This window comes from Bordetella flabilis (genome assembly GCF_001676725.1).
In the GTDB taxonomy this organism is placed as follows: domain Bacteria; phylum Pseudomonadota; class Gammaproteobacteria; order Burkholderiales; family Burkholderiaceae_B; genus Bordetella_C; species Bordetella_C flabilis.
Genome location: NZ_CP016172.1, coordinates 5,472,878 through 5,489,699, shown reverse-complemented (window position 1 = coordinate 5,489,699; position 16,822 = coordinate 5,472,878). Strand labels below are relative to the sequence as shown.

Genomic DNA, 16,822 nt, shown 5'->3' with positions numbered 1-16,822 from the left:
GAAGGCCGGTGTCGGGCGGCCGCCGGACCTATTGCACCTTGGCGCCGGAAGTCTTCACCGCCTGGCCCCAGCGCGCCAGTTCGCGGGCGAGGTGGTCGGCGAAGGCGCCTGGCGTGCCGCCGGCCGGGTCCGAGCCCTGCTGGGCCAGTTTGGCGCGCAGGTCGGGGTCGGCCAGCGCCTGGTTGGCGGCGGCGTTCAGCTTCTGCACGACGGTGTCCGGCGTTCCCTTGGGCGCCACGATGCCGTACCACGCCGTGACCACGAAGTCCGGATAGCCGGCTTCCACGGCGGTCGGCACGTCGGGCAGCACGGGAGACCGGTGCGCCGAAGTCACCGCCAGCGCGCGCAGCTTGCCGGCCAGCACCAGCGGCGATACGAGCGGGACGCCTTCCACCACCATCTGCAGTTGCCCGGCGACCAGGTCGCTGATGGCCGGCGTGCCGCCGCGGTAGGGCACGTGCAGCATGCTGACCCCCGTCTGCATCATCAGCAGTTCCATGGTCAGGTGGGCGATGCTGCCGGAACCGCCGGTGCCGAAGCTCAGCTTTCCAGGATCGCGCCGCGCCATGTCGATGAACTCCTTCAGCGTCCGCGCGGGCACGCTGGGATGTACGACCAGCGCCAGCGGGGCGGTGGATACCAATGCCACCGGCGCGAAGTCGCGCAGCGTGTCGTAGGCGGCGTTGGGATACAACGAAGGATTGATGGCCAGGGACCCGGTGTTTCCCATCAGGATGGTGTAGCCATCCGGAGCGGCCTTGGCGACGAATTCCGTGGCGATATTGCCTGCCGCGCCCGAGCGGTTTTCCACCACGATGGACTGGCCCAGCACCTTGGTCATGCCGGCCGCCAGCAGCCGGGCGGTGATGTCCACCCCGCCGCCGGGAGGGAACCCGACGATCATGCGTATGGGGCGATCCGGATAGCCCTGCGCCGTGGCGGCCGCGCCGCAGCACAGCGCGGTCGCGGCCAGGACGGCGCGCAGCAGGCGTCGCGCGAGTAGGGGGGCCATGATGTTGTCTCCTGGAGTGGGCACCGGCGCCCTGGTTCTATTTTGAGAAACCGGTTTCTCGGCACTATAAGGAGACTTGCTTCGGGCGTCAACAAAACGCGCTCGCTTCTACAATACCGGCTCCTCATATCCGGGAACCCGCATGGCCGAACACTCGCCGGGCGCGTCCGCATGAATGCCGCAAAGAAAGATTCCGCGCCCCGTCTTGGCGTTTCCCAGGACAAGGTCAGGCAGCCGCGGCCCAGCGGTAACGCGGTGACGGTGCGCGACGTCGCCAGGATGGCCGGCGTCTCCGTGGCCACGGTGTCGCGCGTCTTGAACGGCAACGAAAAAGTGGCTGAGGATCTGCGCGATCAAGTCCGCCGCGTGGCCGATCGCCTGGGATACACACCCCACGCCGCGGCCCGTGCGCTGGCGTCACAGCGTGCCACGGCCATCGGCGCCATCGTGCCGACGCTCGAGGACGCGACCTTCGCGGTCGGTGTCGCGACCCTGCAGCGCCGGGCGACCGAAGCTGGCTATACGCTGCTGCTGGCCAGTTCCAACTACGACCAGCAGGAAGAGCTGCGCCAGGTGCGCGCGCTGGCCGCGCACGGAATCGCCGGCCTGATGCTGGTGGGCGCACAGCACGCCGCCGAGACGTACCAGATACTGGATGCCAAGCGCATTCCTTATGTGAACACCTGGGTGCTCGACGAACGGCATCCCAGCGTGGGCTTCGACAACCGGGAAATTGGCCGCACCATCGCCAATTACCTGCTCGACCTGGGCCATACGGTCTTCGGCGTGATCGCCCAGCGATCGCCGGAAAGCGACCGTGCGGCGGGACGCCTGGCCGGTATCCGCGACGCCCTGGCCGCGCGCGGCCTGCCCGCTCCGCGCCAGCAGCTGATCCAGCGCTCGCACAAGATCATCGACGGACAGATCGCACTGCGCATGTTGATGACCGAAGGGCCGCGGCCCACCGCCGTGCTGTGCGGCACGGATATGCTGGCCTTCGGAGCCCTGGTCGAAGCGCGCAGCCTGGGCATCGAGGTGCCCCGCCAATTGTCCATCACCGGTATCAACGACGTGGACTTCGCCTCCCACCTGCACCCGCCGCTGACCACCGTCAGGTTGTCCGTGGAAGAAATCGGTGAACGCGCGGCGGACTTCCTGCTGGCCAGTGCGCAGGGCAAGCCGGCCGCCAGGCAGGCGCCCGTGCCGTTCAGCCTGATCGTGCGCGGCACCACCGCGCCACCAGCCGGCATGGCGGGCGCGAGTCCATCCAGACCCGGCCGGCGGGGGGAAAAGAAGGGGTCGTCACGCTGAACCGGCATGGAGCCGGATCGGCCATGTGGCCCGTGGCGGGCGCCGACCAAGCGCGCGTCCCTCACGACCGCGCTGTTGTCGTACGGTACGCCGATGCTGCTGGCCGGCGAGGCGGCCCGGCTCCGGACGGCCGGGAGGGTCAGGCACGGCCACGATCGCGGGCGCCGGCCGGCTCGGCCACTGCACGCCGGCGCACCAGTCCGCGCGCCGCCGCGAGCACGGCGTCGGTCAGGGCCGACATGGTGTCCGAGTTGACGCGCCAGTGTTGCCAGAAGAGCGGCGTGTCCTCGAAGGCCCGCGCACGCAGCAGGACCAGGCGGCCGGCCTCCAGGTCATCCTGCACGAGCGCCAGCGGGTTCATCGTCCAGCCCAGGCCCGCCAGGGAGGCACGTACGAAGGCGCGCGCCGAAGGCAGCCACCAGACCGGCGGCTGCCACGCCGCACCGCGCAGGATGCGGCGGGCAAAGCGGCCCTGCAGGGCGTCCTTCCGGTTGTAGACCAGCACGGGCGCGTGGGCCAGGGCCTGCGCGCTGACACCCTCCTTGAAATGCCTGCGATGGAATTCCGGGCTGCATGTCGCGGCGTAGCGCATGCTGCCCAAGGCATGGATGCGGCAGCCCTGTACGGGCTCGGCCAGCGTGGTCACGGCGCCCAGGACGGCTCCGCTGCGCAGCAGTTCCGCCGTGTGGTCCTGGTCCTCGGCGCGCAGGTCCAGCGTGGCCTGTGTGCGCGCGGCGAACTGCAGCGCGGCATCCATGAACCAGGTTTCCAGGCTGTCGTGGTTGACGGCGACCGGCAGCGTCGCCTGCGGGGCCTCCTCGGCCACGCCGAGCCGGTTCAGTGCGTCGTGTTCCAGCAGGGCCGCCTGTTCGGCCAGCTGCACCAGGACCTGGCCGTCGCGCGTCGCCGCGACCGGCGTGGTCCGTTGCACCAGCAGCCGTCCAACGCGGTCTTCCAGGGCCTTGATACGCTGGGACACCGCCGACGGCGTGACATGCAGGACGGCCGCTGCACGTTCGAAGCTGCCCTCGCGCACCACGGCGGCCAGGGCGCGCAACTGCGCATGGTCGAGGTTCATTGGTTCATTAGCGCCGCTAAATATGGATTAGGAACATTAGCTGTTCTTTATAGCCTCGGCAAGCCAGAATCGTCCTCATCATGGACACGGTTCCCTTCTCCCTCCTCGCGCCCTGGGCCTCCGGCCTGGCGACGGGCCTGGGCCTGTTCGCCGCGGTCGGAGCGCAAAGCGCCTTCATCCTGCGCCAGGGCCTGCAGCGCGTGCACATCGGCAGCGTCATGGTGGTCTGCGCCATCATCGATGCGATCTGCATATTCGGCAGCGTGCTGGCATGGCGTTCACTGGCCGGCCAGGTGTCGTGGGCGATGCCGGCATTGGCAGCTTGCGGTGCCGCTTTCCTGGGCGCCTATGCCGTGCGGGCCGCGTATCGCGCATGGTCGGCGGCCAGCGCACTGGCGCCCGCCGGCGGGGCCGCCACGCGGCGCGGCGCCATGCTGGCCGCGTTGGGCTTTACCGTCATCAATCCGCACTTCTGGCTGGACATCGTCCTGATCGGCTCACTGGCCCAGGCATTCGGCCACGACGCAGTGGCGTACGCGGCAGGCGTCACGACGGCCAGCGTCCTGTGGCTGCTGACCCTGGGCGGCGGCGCGCGCCTGCTCGGGCCGTTGTTCCGCGATCCGCGCGCCTGGCGTGTGCTCGATGGCGGCATTGCGCTGGTAATGGCCTTGCTGGCCTGGCGGCTACTGCTGCGCGCGCTGTGACGGCAGGCCAGGGAACGTGCCCGTGCCCCGCGGGATGCGAGCCGCCGGCGCGCGAAGCCGCGTTGCACCTCTGGTGTGGAATGACGCGCCGGCGTCGATGCGCGTGGGGTCCGAATAGCGGCGCTTTCGTGCCGGCCGCAAGGCTAGAATAATGGGTCCGCCATGTGGCCACGCCATATGCTCTGCCGCTGTTTACCCTTGCCGTCCTTGCCACTTTCGTCCCACCCTCCAGCCCATGATTGCCAGCGCGGCGCCACCAACGGCTCCGTCGCGTCGCGTTCGCCCTGGCCCCTTCCGGCCGTCCAGGTCAGCGTGATCATGCCCGTGCACAATTCCGCCTCCTTCCTTCCGGATACGCTGGCCGCGCTGCTCGCCGAACGCGACGTCGCGCTGGAGGTGATTGCCGTCAACGATGGTTCCAGCGACGACAGCCTGTCTATGCTCGAGGAACTCGCCCGCAACGACGCACGGCTCGTCGTCATCGACCAGCCCAACCAGGGGCCGTCGGTCGCACGCAATACCGGACTGCGGGTGGCGCGGGGCGAATGGATCGCCTTCGCCGATGCGGACGATTGGATATCGCCCGGTACCTTGCGCAATTGGCTGCGCCGCGCCACGACCCATCGGCTCGATGTGCTGATCGGCAATGGGTACCGGTTCACGGATCATCCCGGTCAGCCCACCAAGGGTCCCTTGCTGCGACGGCAACCCTGGGATGCCGTCATGTCCGGGCCGGACTGGATCGTGCGCTGTTCCGACCACGAGGAATGGCCGCATTACGTGTGGCTGCAATTCATCCGCCGCTCCCTGATCCAGCGGCATGGGCTGCGCTTCGCGCCGAAGCTGCTGCACGAGGACATTCTGTGGACCTTGCAGATCGCCTTGGCGGCCCGCCGCGTCGGCTTCGACCGGCATCCCGCGTACGGCTATCGCTCCAATCCGGCTTCCGTCGTCAATTCGCCATCGCAGGCGGCACTGGGCCGGCGCGCGCATAGCTACGTTGACATCATGAAAGCGCTCGTCGACGTTGCGCTGGCGACCAAGGGCAATGCCGCCTTGCACCGGGCCTTGCTGCGCCATGCGCATGTGGAGTTTCGCTACTTCGATAAACTACTGCGCGACCGGATCACGCAGCCGCGGTTGCGTCGCGAACTGGCGCATCGCCTGCACCAGGCCGGCCTGTGGCGGCATTTGTCGCGGGGCGCGCGGCGGGTGGGGCACTATCGGCGCCTTGCCCACTGCTACCTGGCCACCGCCTTGATGCGGCGCCAGCGGCCGATGAAATAACCGTCGCGGCAGTACAAGCCGCCGCTCACCGAACCGGGTCAGTCAACCGTGATGCCCACGCGCTGTATCACGGCCTGGTTGCGCGCCAGCTCCTGTGCCACAAAAGGCTGGATATCAGGCTGCGCCATGCGGATAGGCTGTATGCCCTGGTGCCGCATGGCACGCTGCATTTCCGGGTCGCCCAGCGCGGTTTCGATTTCCCCGCGCCGGGCGGCGATGTCCGCCGCGCTCAAGCCGCCGGGACCGGCGATCGCCAGCCATACTTCCGCGTCGTATTTGGGCAGCCCGCTTTCGTGCAAGGTCGGCACCTGCGGCGCCATGTCGCTGCGCTTGGGGGTGGTGACCGCCAGGCCTTTCAGTTTGCCCGCGGCGACCAGCGGCGCGACGGCCTGGGCCGCGACGAAGGCAATGTCTATGGAGCCTCCCAGCAAATCGTTGATGACTTGTGAGGACCCCTTGTAGGGAATGGGGTTGGTGGTCATGCCGGCCTGTTCCTTGAAGATCTCGCTGGCCATGTGGTAGGCCGTACCGGTCACGACCCCCTCGCCCAGGGGCTTGGGCAGCGACTTCGACAATTGCGCCAGTTCGGCCGGCGTATCGGCGCTGACGCGATTGTTGGCGACCAGCATGGCGGGCACGCTGCCTATCATGGCGATGGGCGTGAAGTCCGCGATGGGGTCATACGGCAAATGCTTGTACAGCCACGGGTTGATCGTGTGATTGGAGCTGATGACGCCCAGGGTCAGGCCATCCTTGGGGGCACGGGCGATCTGGCGCGTGCCTATCGTGGTGCCCGCGCCCGCGAAGTTTTCCACGACGACGGCGCGTCCGCTGGCTTTCCCCCAGGGCAGGGCCATGGCGCGCGCCAGGGCGTCGGAGGCGGATCCCGGTGGTGTAGGCACGATGAGCCGGATGGGACTGGACGAATCCGCCGCCTGGGCATTCACGGCGGCAAGCGCGACGACCATGCCCAAGGCGATCGAGCGCCTTACGTGTGCGAGTAGCATTGCTTTTACCCCTTGCCTGTCATGGAGCCGCCCATAGGCTCCGTCCGGCAATTGTTTGCCGGACCGGCTTTTCCGGACAAGGCATTGATATTGCGGACGACCGCAATGCGACTAATACGGTCAGGCGGGCGGGACGGCAGGCGGCGGCGCCTGCGCAATGGAGATTCCAGCGCTTTCGAATAGCGCATCGCGCTGCTGCATGAAGCGGCCTGCTTCGTCGCGCAGCCATTCCAGGATGGTGGGCGTCGCAGGGTGGCTCGGGCTGCCGATGAAGCGGTAGGCGCCGCGCAAGCGCACCCGGTGGCGAAAAGGAACGACCAGGCGTCCTTGCAGCAGATAGCCGAGTACCAGCGCGAGCCGTCCCATGGCGATGCCCTGTCCGCCCAGGGCGGCCTGCATGGCGAGCAGCGAGTGATTGAACTGGGTGCCCTGGCGCAGCGCGGGGGCGGGCAGGTCCGTGCCCACCGCGGCAAGCCAGTCCGCCCATTCCTCGGTCGGCTCGGTTCCTTCCCAGGGATCCGCGGCGTGCAGCAGATGGCTGCCCGCCAGGTCGGCGGGCTCGCGCAGCGCGGGATGCGCTTCGACGAAGGCGGGCGTGGCCACCGGGACCAGCCATTCATCGAACAGGATGACTGCGTGCGGATCCTGGCTCTCCGGGGGACCGAAGCGCACGGCTGCGGCAATGTTGTCGTGGGCCATGCGCGCGGGATCGACGCGATCGGACTCGCCAACGATGCGCAGCGCCAGGTGGGGATAGGCGCGATAGAAGGTGCCCAGGCGCAGCGTCAGCCAGAACATCGCGAACGAGGGGGAGCAGCTCACATTGACCGGCTCGCCCATGCGCGCGGCGTGCAGGCGGTGAACGGCGGTTTCCAGGCCTCTGAACGATTCCCGCGTGGCCGCGAATAGTTGATCGCCTTCCGGCGTAAGCGTCAGGCCCGATTGCGTGCGCAGCAGCAGGACATGGCCGAGCCTGTCCTCCAGCTTCTTCACCTGCTGGCTGACCGCGCCCTGGGATACGTGCAGCTCCTGGGCGGCCCTGGTGAAGCTGCCGCATCGCGCGGCGGCGTCGAAGCAGCGCAGCCATGCCAGTTCCGAGGGCGAAAGCGGAGGAGGGTTGGCGGGGCTCATTAGTTTCATTGAGGAATGCCGAACTATAAATGGATTGTGTGCGCGGCTGCGCGAGTCAAGAATCCGTCAACGGAGCCGATTGGGGAATCGAAATGCGCGTACTCGTAGCAGGATTCAAGCACGAAACCAATACCTTCGCCTTCAACCGCGCGGACTGGGCGGCTTTCGAGCGCGGCGAGATGTTTCCCAAGCCCACGCACGGCGCCGCCATGCTGGAGATGTTGTCCCGCGTGGACGTGTCGGCGACGGGATTCATGCGGCAGGCGCAAGCGCGCGGCTGGACGCTGGTGCCCAGCCTGTGGTGCGGCGCCGTGCCGTCCTCGTACATTACCGACGATGCATTCGAGCGGATATGCGCGACCATCCTCGCGGACGTGCGGCGCCTGGACTACGACGCGATCTACCTGGAACTGCATGGCGCGGCGCTGACCGAATCGTGCGACGACGCGGAAGGCGAACTGCTGGCACGCATCCGCCATGTGGTCGGCTCGTCGGTGCCCATCGTGGCAAGCCTGGACCTGCACGCGAACGTGACGCAAGCCATGCTGGCACTGGCCGACGGCATGGTCGCCTTCCGTACCTATCCGCACATCGATTACGTGAAGACGGGCGAGCGCGCCGCTGAACTGCTGGAACGCATCGTGGCCAAGGGCGGCAGGGAAGCTTCCACTGCCCGGCGCCTGCCATTCCTGATTTCCATCAATTCCCAAGGCACGGGTTCCCAGCCGGCGCAAGGCTGCTACGCCTTGCTGGAAGACATCGATGCGCGCTTCGGCACCGTATCCAGCTTCTGCATGGGATTCCCGGCTTCCGATTTCAAGGAATGCGGGCCGGTGCTGTGGTCCCATGGCGAACGCGCCGCAGAGGCCATGGAGACGCTGTATGGCCATGTGGCCGAGCCGACCCAATGGCGCCTGACCGCCCAGCGCGCTGGCCAGGCCGTGGCGGCCGCAATGGCGCGCGCCGCCGTCAGCACGCGCGCGGTGGTGATCGCCGATACGCAGGACAATCCCGGCATTGGCGGAACCAGTTCGACCACCGGCGTGCTGCGCGCCTTGATGGATGCCGGCGCCGGCCTTGCGTTTCCGGGTCGCGTCGCGTTGGGCGTTCTCTATGATCCGCGCGCAGCAACGCTGGCCCACACGGCTGGCATCGGGAGCGAGATCGAGTGCGCCCTTGGCGAATCCGTGCAGACCCCCGCCGGCCCGAGTGAACCTCCGGTCTGCGGGACGTACCGCGTCCTTGCGCTGTCGGACGGCGTTGCGACATTCAAAGGCCCCAAGATGACAGGCTTTCGCACCCAGCTCGGTCCCAGCGCCTGCCTGGAAATCGATGGGGTGCGTATCGTGGTGTCCAGCGGCAGGATAGGCGCGCAGGACCGCGAGCTGTTCCGCATGGTCGGCGTCGAACCCGAAGCGATGAAGGTCATCGTCGTGAAAAGCTCGCACCATTTCCGCGCCGATTTCGACGCGGTGGTGGAGAAGCCGGAGACCGATATCCTGTTCGCGCTGGCCCCCGGCCTGTTGCTGGTCGATCCGGCCGAGCTTCCGTGGAAGAAGCTTTCTCCCCATACCCGGCTGCGTCCGTGACCAATAGTATGGCCACGGCCCGGGCGGTGCGCGATGTCGACAGGCACGTTGCACCAGCACCTCGCGTGTCGAAGGACTTTTCAGAGAGCTGCGTGGGGCCGGCATATCGTTCCGCGAGCATTTCATTCAGCATCGATTCAGTATTCATTCAGCGTGCATTCAGCTCGCGTCGATTCAGTATTCAATCGGCTCGCGCGCACTCCCATCGCGGTGACGTCGATGCGGAACATCGATTGTCGACAAGCCCGACAGGCAATCTTCATCGTGGCGGCCGCAATGGCAATGCGATGTTTGATCCTGCGTCGATGCATTGAACTTACAGCAAGCTTGCAGCGCGCGGGCAATCCCTAATGCGCGCGGCATTGAGCCTGTCGCGCACTCTCACTATGATTGATCGCCGGAGCAGTGCGGGTCCTCGATACCCGCATGCGAACTCCGGTGGCGTGGCCCTACAGCGCCTTGCCACATACAAGAAGATCAAGGAGACACCATGGGTTCCGCTGAAGCGGAATACGACATCCCGCAAGACGCCTCGTGCGCCGCGGCTGCCGTATACGCAGGACGAACCGGTGTCGCGATCTACGCCATCCCCATCCTCGCCCCGCCCCTACACCCGTCGCCGCGTGCTTGCGCGGCGGCCGCCTCGCGCCGACCAGGACGCTGTGCCGTGCCCTGATCGCCCGCCGCACCGGTTTTTCCAACGCAGTGAACATACAACGGAGACAACGATGCAATATCGTTCAAAGCTGCTGGCAGGAGCCCTCGCATTCGCCCTCGCCGGCGCCGCCCATGCCGCCGATCCCATCAAGATCGGCGTGTCGGGTCCCTTTACCGGAGGATCCTCGTCCATGGGCGTCAGCATGCGCGACGGCGTGCGACTGGCGGCCGAAGAGATCAACAAGAACGGCGGCGTGCTGGGCCGCCAATTGGTGCTGATCGAACGCGACGACGAAGCCAAGAACGAACGCGGTGTGCAGATCGCGCAGGAGATGATCAACAAGGAGCAGGTGGCCGCCACGGTGGGATTCATCAACACCGGCGTGGCGCTCGCCTCGCAGCGTTTCTACCAGGACGCCAAGATCCCGGTCTTCAACAATGTCGCCACGGGCAGCGTGATCACGGAGCAGTTCAAGGCTCCGGAGTATCCCGACAACTATGTCTTTCGCAACTCCGCGAAGGACAACATCCAGGCGCCCATGATCGTCGAGGAAGCCGTGGTGCGCGACGGCTACAAGAAGGTGGCGATCCTGGCCGACTCCACCAACTATGGCCAGCTGGGCCGCGAGGATCTCGAAAAGGCGCTGGCCGCCAAGGGCATCAAGGCGGTCGCGGTGGAGAAGTTCAACATCAAGGACGTGGACATGACGGCGCAACTGCTGAAGTCCAAGGAGGCGGGCGCGGAGGCGATACTTACCTACGGTATCGGACCTGAGCTGGCGCAGATCGCCAACGGCATGGCCAAGCTGGGATGGAAGAAGCCCATCATCGGCAGCTGGACGCTATCGATGGCCAACTACATTGACAACGCCGGCCCCAACGGTAGCGGCGCCCGCATGCCGCAGACCTTTATCCAGGAGCCGAATACGCCCAAGCGCAAGGCCTTCATCGATGCCTACCTGGCCAAGTTCAAGCCCAAGAACAACCGCATCGATTCGCCGGTGTCCGCTGCCCAGGGCTATGACTCCATCTACCTGCTCGCCGCCGCGATGAAGCAGGCCAACTCCACCGACGGTCCCAAGGTGCGGGCCGCGCTGGAGAACCTGCAGGCGCCGGTGGAGGGCGTGGTCATGACCTACGACCATCCGTTCACCCACGACGACCACGATGCCATCACGCCCAATCTCGTGGTAATCGGGGAAGTGAAGGACGGTCGCGTGGTGTACGCGTACCCGGACGACGCCAAGGCCACCGCGCAACCGCGCAAGAAGGCGGCCGCGGCACAGGTGGCCGCCGCGCCCGCGACCAAGTAGCAAACAGGCGCGGGCCGAGGCGAGGCCAAGGCTGCCACGGCGGCCGAGGCGCGCATCGCCGGCCTGCGCGCCATCGTTGTCATCGTCGGATCCATCCCTCCCGTCGAACCGGGAGGGTGCCTCTACACGCGGAAGTCCCATGATTCTTCTACAGCTGGTCTATAGCGGCATCGCGCTGGGCATGATCTATGCCGTGATCGCGTTCGGCTACCAACTTACCTTCGCCACGTCGGGTACGCTGAATTTCGGCCAGGGCGAGGCCTTGATGCTGGGCGCGCTGGTTGGCCTGACCCTTGTGGGGCTGGGCGTCAACTACTGGGTCATGCTGCCCATCGTGTGCGCCTTCGGTTTCCTGCAGGGCGCGGTCGTCGAGCGCGTCGGTGTACGGCCGGCGATCAAGACGCGATCCGAGTTCGGCTGGATCATGGCGACGATCGCGCTCGGCATCATCTTCCGCAATGTTGCTGAAAACGTCTGGGGTCGGGACGATCTGCCTTTTCCGTCGCCGCTGCCTGTCTCGCCACTGCATATCGCCGGCGCCAACGTGCTGCCCATGGAGCTGCTGGTGGTGTTCGGTGCGCTGGCGATGATGATGCTGGTCGAACTGTTCAACCGCCGGTCCATCTACGGCAAGGCCTTTGTCGCCACGTCGAACGATCGCGATGCGGCGGGACTCATGGGCATCAATACCAATCTCGTCATTACGTTTTCGTACGCACTGTCCTCGCTGACGGCCGCTTTCGCCGGCGTACTGATCGCCCCACTGACGCTGACCGGCGCGACCATGGGCGCGGTCCTGGGCCTGAAGGCATTTGCCGTCGCCATCATCGGCGGCCTGTCCAGCGGCACGGGCGTTATCGTCGGCGGCCTGATCCTGGGCATCGCCGAGACCACGACCGGCTTCTACCTGTCCACCGGCTACAAGGACGTGCCGGGCCTGGTGTTGCTGTTGCTGGTTCTTGCCATCAAACCCGCCGGCCTGTTCGGCAAAAGCGCGATCAAGAAGGTCTGACGATGAAACCCATGACCCTGACCGCCTCTTTGCTGGGCATTGTCGTCCTGGTCGGACTGCCCCTGGCGGTGACGAACCCGTATTACCTGCACCTGGTCGAGACCATCATGATCTACGCCATCCTGCTGTTCGGGCTGGACATCGTGGTCGGCTACACCGGCCAGGTCTCCCTGGGCCATGCCGGACTGTTCGGTATCGGCTCCTATGTCGCCGGAGTGCTGTACTTCCACCTGCACATGCCCATCGTCGTGGTGTTGCCCGCCGCCATCCTCATCGCCGCCGGCTTCGGCGCGGTGCTGGCGCTACCCGCCTTGCGCGTGACCGGGCCCTACCTCGCCATGGTGACGCTGGCCTTCGGCACCATCATCCAGATCCTGATCAACGAGATGACTTTCCTGACCGAAGGGCCGCTCGGCATCCGCATACCCAAACCGTCCTTCAACGGCCATGTACTGAGCAAGCAGGAGTATTTCTGGCTGGTCGGCGCGCTGCTGGTGTTGTCCCTGATCGTGGCGCACCGCATCGTCAAGTCCCATATCGGCCGCACCTTCGAAGCCCTGCGCGACAGCCCTATCGCCGCGGATTGCATGGGGGTGTCGGTGTATCGCTACAAGGTGGTGGCGTTCGTCATCAGCGCCGGCTTCGCCGGCCTGGCGGGCGCGCTGTATTCCTATTCCGAGCAGTACATCTCGCCGAACACCTACAACTTCGAACTGACCATACTTTTCCTCCTGGCCATCATCATGGGCGGGCGCAAGACCCGCGTCGGTGCGTTGCTGGGCGCGGCCATCGTTGTGCTGTTGCCCAAGATGCTCGATGACATCGGCACGTTCCGCGGCATCGCCCTGGTGCTTGCGGTGCTGATGATCGTGGGCGCGGCGGTGGCCATTGCGCGCGGGCGCACCACGGCGGGCCGCGTGGCGATACCCGTGGCTGGCACGGTGCTGCTCGCGGCCTTCGCCTTCTGGCTGGATGCCTTGACGGACTGGCGCCTGACCATCTTCGGCGTGATGATCCTGTTCGTGGTGTACTACCTGCCCGATGGCATCGTGGGCTTCGTGCGCGGCCTGTTCTTTTCGACGCGCCGCGCGGCGCTGGCCGTCAGTGAGGATCTGGCTCATCGCATCGAAGCCGTGCCGCAAGCGGCGCCCGGCGCCGATTCCGAGGTGCTGCTGCACGCGCGCGATGTGGTGATGCAGTTCGGCGGCCTGAAGGCGCTGAACCAGGTCGAGCTGCGCGTGCGCCGCGGTACCATCCACGGCCTGATCGGGCCCAATGGATCGGGCAAGAGCACCATGATGAACGTGCTCACCGGCATTTATGTGCCGACCGCTGGCTCGGTCGAGTTCGCGGGCAAGTCCCTGGCCGGCCTGACGCCGTCGGAGATCGCTGCCGCCGGTATCGCCCGTACCTTCCAGAACGTGGCGCTGTTCGGCGAGATGACGGCGCTGGAGAACGTGCTGGTGGGCCTGCATCACAGTTTCCGCACCGGCCTGGCCAATATCGCGCTGCGCACGGCGCACTGGCGTCGCGAGGAAACCGGCGCCCGGGCGCGCGCGCTGGCGCTGCTGGATTTCGTGGGACTGGCCGCGCTGGCCGATGAAGAGGCACGCAATCTGCCCTACGGCAAGCAGCGCCTGCTGGAGATCGCCCGCGCGCTGGCGTTGGACCCGCAGCTGCTGCTGCTCGACGAACCCGCCGCCGGCCTGACGGCGCCGGATATCGCGGAACTGCTCGAGATCATTCGCAAGGTGCGGGACCATGGCATCACGCTGATCCTGATCGAGCACCACATGGACGTGGTGATGGGCGTGTGCGACACCGTGTCGGTGCTGGACTTCGGGCAGAAAATCTCGGAAGGGCAGCCCGCCGAGGTCCAGGCCGATGTGCGCGTGGTCGAGGCGTATCTCGGCGGCACGGTCGCAGCGTAAGGGGAGAGCGGCATGTTATCCATCAAGAATCTGCAGGCGGGCTACGGCAAGGTCAAGGTGCTGCACGGCATCAGCATGGAGGTCCCGCAAGCCAGGGTGGTGACCCTGATCGGTTCCAACGGGGCGGGCAAGACAACGACGATGCGGGCGCTTTCGGGCATGATCAAACCCAGCGCGGGCGAGATATCGCTGGCGGGACGGCGCATCGACGGGCTGGAGTCATTCCGCATCGCGCGGCTGGGCCTGGCGCATTCACCGGAAGGCCGCCGGGTATTCCCGACGCTGTCGGTCACGGACAATCTTTTGCTGGGGGCGTTTCCACGGCTGACGGGCAGCCGGCCGCGCGGCGATGTGCAGGCCGACCTGGAGCGTGCGATGGACCTGTTTCCCCGCCTGAAGGAACGGCGCCAGCAACTGGCCGGCACGCTGTCGGGCGGCGAGCAGCAGATGCTGGCCATGGCCCGCGCCGTCATGCTGAATCCGCAACTGGTGCTGCTGGACGAACCTTCGATGGGGCTGGCGCCCATCCTGGTGGAAGAAGTGTTCCGCATCATCGCGCGGCTGAAGGAGCAGGGCGTCACGATGCTGCTGGTCGAACAGTTCGCGGCGGCGGCGTTGAAGGTCGCCGACTATGCGTACGTACTGGAGAACGGGCGGATCTCGGTGCATGGAACGCCGGACAAGCTGAAGGACGATCCGGCTGTAGTTGCGGCTTATCTGGGGAGTGCGCATTGAGGGCTGGGGGAGTGAGGGGGTGGTTTGGGAACTGTCGGGAGTTATGTGGCGTGCGTTGGTGTTCGTGGGCCGTCCGGCGGGGTGGTCGCCTGCCCGGGCCGGCACGGTCGACCGGTCCGGCGCCCGGGCGCCGGACACCGCTACGCACGCTCGTCCCGCGGCCGCTGGGCGGTGGTGTTTTGGTTCAGACCCGTGCGGCACGCGTCCCTTCGCGCCAGCTCGCTCGGTCTCTACGTGCCGGCCCGGGCAGGCGACCACCCCCCCGTACTCCAGCGTCTTGAATTGACCGCCGCTGCGACCGACTGGGTTCTTGCCCTACGCTCACCAGCCTTGGGGGGTGGAAGAGATTAATGCGCCCGCCGAAGCGCGGCCCGCGGGGGCCGCGCTTCGGCATACATACTGCGGCCTGCGGCCAGTGCGAGCTGTGGCGGATGTTGGTCGTGCGGCGATTCGGGCGGCTCTAGGTGCCGGGTCGGGCAGGTGACTACCCGCTGGAAGCGCGGAGCCTTGGGGTTCGCACTTCGGCATACGGAGTGCGAGCTGCGGCGGAGGCTGGTCGTGCGGCGATTCGGGCGGGGCTACGTGCTCGATCGGCAGGTGACTACCCGTCGGAAGCGCGGAGCCCCGGGGTCCGCACTTCGGCATACGGAGTGCGCGCTGCGGCAGATGCTGATCATGCGACGATTCCGGCGCCTGGGCGCACCGGCAGACTGTCGAGCCCGCCAGAATTTGTGTGTGCAGCCCCTACGATCCCCGTACTGCTTCCGACCTTGCAAGTCCTGCATCCCCGTCGCGAACGCACGTCGCGTAAGCACATCGCGCCCCCCGCGGGCCGCGATGGGTGGGCAATGCCCGATCCTCCATCAGCCGAGCCGACATCGAAGCAGCACCCCACCCATCCATTCCCGACGCAATCCCCCGACAACGCCATCACCCGTCGCAAGCCCACACCGCGTAAGCCAAAGCACGGCCCGCAGGGGGCCGTGCTTTGGCGGGCACCGCAAACTCTTCCACCCCCACTGCTGGCGACCGAAGCTGCAAGAACACAACCCGTCACAGCGGCCGTCAATTCAAGACGCCAGAGTCCGGCGGGGTAGTCGCCTGCCCGGGCCGGCACGTAGAGACCGAGCGAGCTGGCGCGAAGGGACGCGTGCCGCACGGGTTTGCACAAAAACACCACCGCGCAGCGGCCGCGGGACGAGCGTGCGTAGCGGCGTCCGGCGCCCGGGCGCCGGACCGGTCGACCGTGCCGGACCGGGCAGGCGACTACCCCGCCGGACGCCTCAAGAACCTCACTCCCCAAGACACACCAACCCCTCCACCCCTAATACCGCTTCAACCCCTCCAGATCCAGCACCCGAACCCCCCGGTATTCCACCTTCAACAACCCCGCCCGCTCCAGCGTGCACAACGCCCGGTTCGCCCGTTGTCGCGACACCCGCGCCAGGTAGCCGACCTCCTCCTGGGTGATGCTTAGGCGCCGCCCCATGCCCGGATACAGCAAAGGGTTGAACAACTCCGCAAGACAGCGCGCCACCCGCGCGTCCGCGTCCAGCAGCCTGTCGTTTTCGGCCTTGCCGATGAACTGCGCCACGCGCTCGTTCAACTGGTGCAGCAGATAGCGGTTGAACGGAATACTGCTGTCCAGCAGCGACTCGAACGTCGCCGCCGGCAAGCGGGCGATGACCGAGTCGCGCAACGCCACCACGTCGTACTTGCGTGCCTCGTGTTTCAGCAGCGAGCCCTCGCCGAACCAGCCGCCCGCCGGCACGCCGGTCAACGAGGCCAGCTTGCCCTCGGCGTTGCCGACGGACACCTTCACCAGCCCGGCCAGCACGCCGATCCAGGCTTGCGCCATTTCGCCCCTGCGCTCGATGATTGTGCCGGCCGGCACCTGCTGCACCGTCAGGTCCTTTTCGACGCGGTCCTGCTCCGCCGGCGTGAGCAGGCGGAACCACGCCGCGGCCAGTTGCAGCGAGTCGGAGACATGCATCGGGATATACCCTTAATCGTCTGGAATTGTCGCGAATGCGACAGTTGCACCTGATGCAAGCT

At 66.7% G+C, this 16,822-nt stretch carries 13 protein-coding genes; 8 read left to right on the top strand and 5 right to left on the bottom strand.

Annotated features, from left to right (window positions below):
* Window positions 1-28 precede the first annotated feature (28 nt).
* On the bottom strand, window positions 29-1,012 hold the full coding sequence (locus tag BAU07_RS24440; RefSeq protein ID WP_066663639.1) for a Bug family tripartite tricarboxylate transporter substrate binding protein: 984 nt from the start codon (window positions 1,010-1,012) through the stop codon (window positions 29-31).
* Between the two features lie 171 nt (window positions 1,013-1,183).
* Here BAU07_RS24440 and BAU07_RS24435 point away from each other — a divergent pair, with 171 nt between their 5' ends.
* Window positions 1,184-2,323 carry a LacI family DNA-binding transcriptional regulator gene (locus BAU07_RS24435; protein ID WP_084025968.1) on the top strand — a complete coding sequence of 380 codons (1,140 nt, stop codon included), beginning with the start codon at window positions 1,184-1,186 and terminating at the stop codon, window positions 2,321-2,323.
* Between the two features lie 139 nt (window positions 2,324-2,462).
* Here BAU07_RS24435 and BAU07_RS24430 read toward each other — a convergent pair whose 3' ends face one another.
* Window positions 2,463-3,401, bottom strand: coding sequence for a LysR family transcriptional regulator ArgP (locus tag BAU07_RS24430; RefSeq protein ID WP_066663637.1), 939 nt, complete (start codon window positions 3,399-3,401; stop codon window positions 2,463-2,465).
* A gap of 80 nt (window positions 3,402-3,481) precedes the next feature.
* Here BAU07_RS24430 and BAU07_RS24425 point away from each other — a divergent pair, with 80 nt between their 5' ends.
* Entirely contained in the window at window positions 3,482-4,105 is a 624-nt protein-coding gene (locus tag BAU07_RS24425; RefSeq protein ID WP_066663635.1) for a LysE/ArgO family amino acid transporter, read from the top strand.
* A 318-nt stretch (window positions 4,106-4,423) separates the two neighbouring features.
* Complete coding sequence (locus BAU07_RS24420) at window positions 4,424-5,392, top strand: glycosyltransferase (protein ID WP_066663633.1); 969 nt, start codon at window positions 4,424-4,426, stop codon at window positions 5,390-5,392.
* 38 nt (window positions 5,393-5,430) lie between these two features.
* On the opposite strand, the gene BAU07_RS24415 is transcribed toward BAU07_RS24420, so the two are convergent.
* Both BAU07_RS24415 and BAU07_RS24410 read right to left on the bottom strand, forming a co-directional pair.
* Entirely contained in the window at window positions 5,431-6,399 is a 969-nt protein-coding gene (locus tag BAU07_RS24415) for a tripartite tricarboxylate transporter substrate-binding protein (RefSeq protein ID WP_084025966.1), read from the bottom strand.
* 120 nt (window positions 6,400-6,519) lie between these two features.
* Window positions 6,520-7,539: a LysR family transcriptional regulator gene (locus BAU07_RS24410; protein WP_232338197.1), complete on the bottom strand. Its 1,020-nt coding sequence runs from the start codon at window positions 7,537-7,539 to the stop codon at window positions 6,520-6,522.
* A gap of 83 nt (window positions 7,540-7,622) precedes the next feature.
* Here BAU07_RS24410 and BAU07_RS24405 point away from each other — a divergent pair, with 83 nt between their 5' ends.
* The 5 genes from BAU07_RS24405 (at window position 7,623) to BAU07_RS24385 (ending at window position 14,767) form a co-directional block, all read left to right on the top strand.
* Window positions 7,623-9,119: a M81 family metallopeptidase gene (locus BAU07_RS24405; RefSeq protein ID WP_066665699.1), complete on the top strand. Its 1,497-nt coding sequence runs from the start codon at window positions 7,623-7,625 to the stop codon at window positions 9,117-9,119.
* A 728-nt stretch (window positions 9,120-9,847) separates the two neighbouring features.
* A complete protein-coding gene (locus BAU07_RS24400; RefSeq protein ID WP_066663628.1) occupies window positions 9,848-11,089 on the top strand; it encodes an ABC transporter substrate-binding protein in 1,242 nt (413 codons plus the stop codon).
* Window positions 11,090-11,228: 139 nt separating this feature from the next.
* A complete protein-coding gene (locus BAU07_RS24395; RefSeq protein ID WP_066663626.1) occupies window positions 11,229-12,101 on the top strand; it encodes a branched-chain amino acid ABC transporter permease in 873 nt (290 codons plus the stop codon).
* Window positions 12,102-12,103: 2 nt separating this feature from the next.
* A complete protein-coding gene (locus BAU07_RS24390; protein ID WP_066663623.1) occupies window positions 12,104-14,032 on the top strand; it encodes a branched-chain amino acid ABC transporter ATP-binding protein/permease in 1,929 nt (642 codons plus the stop codon).
* Between the two features lie 12 nt (window positions 14,033-14,044).
* Entirely contained in the window at window positions 14,045-14,767 is a 723-nt protein-coding gene (locus tag BAU07_RS24385; RefSeq protein WP_066663621.1) for an ABC transporter ATP-binding protein, read from the top strand.
* Window positions 14,768-16,091: 1,324 nt separating this feature from the next.
* Here BAU07_RS24385 and BAU07_RS24380 read toward each other — a convergent pair.
* On the bottom strand, window positions 16,092-16,760 hold the full coding sequence (locus tag BAU07_RS24380) for a Crp/Fnr family transcriptional regulator (RefSeq protein WP_066663619.1): 669 nt from the start codon (window positions 16,758-16,760) through the stop codon (window positions 16,092-16,094).
* Window positions 16,761-16,822 lie beyond the last annotated feature (62 nt).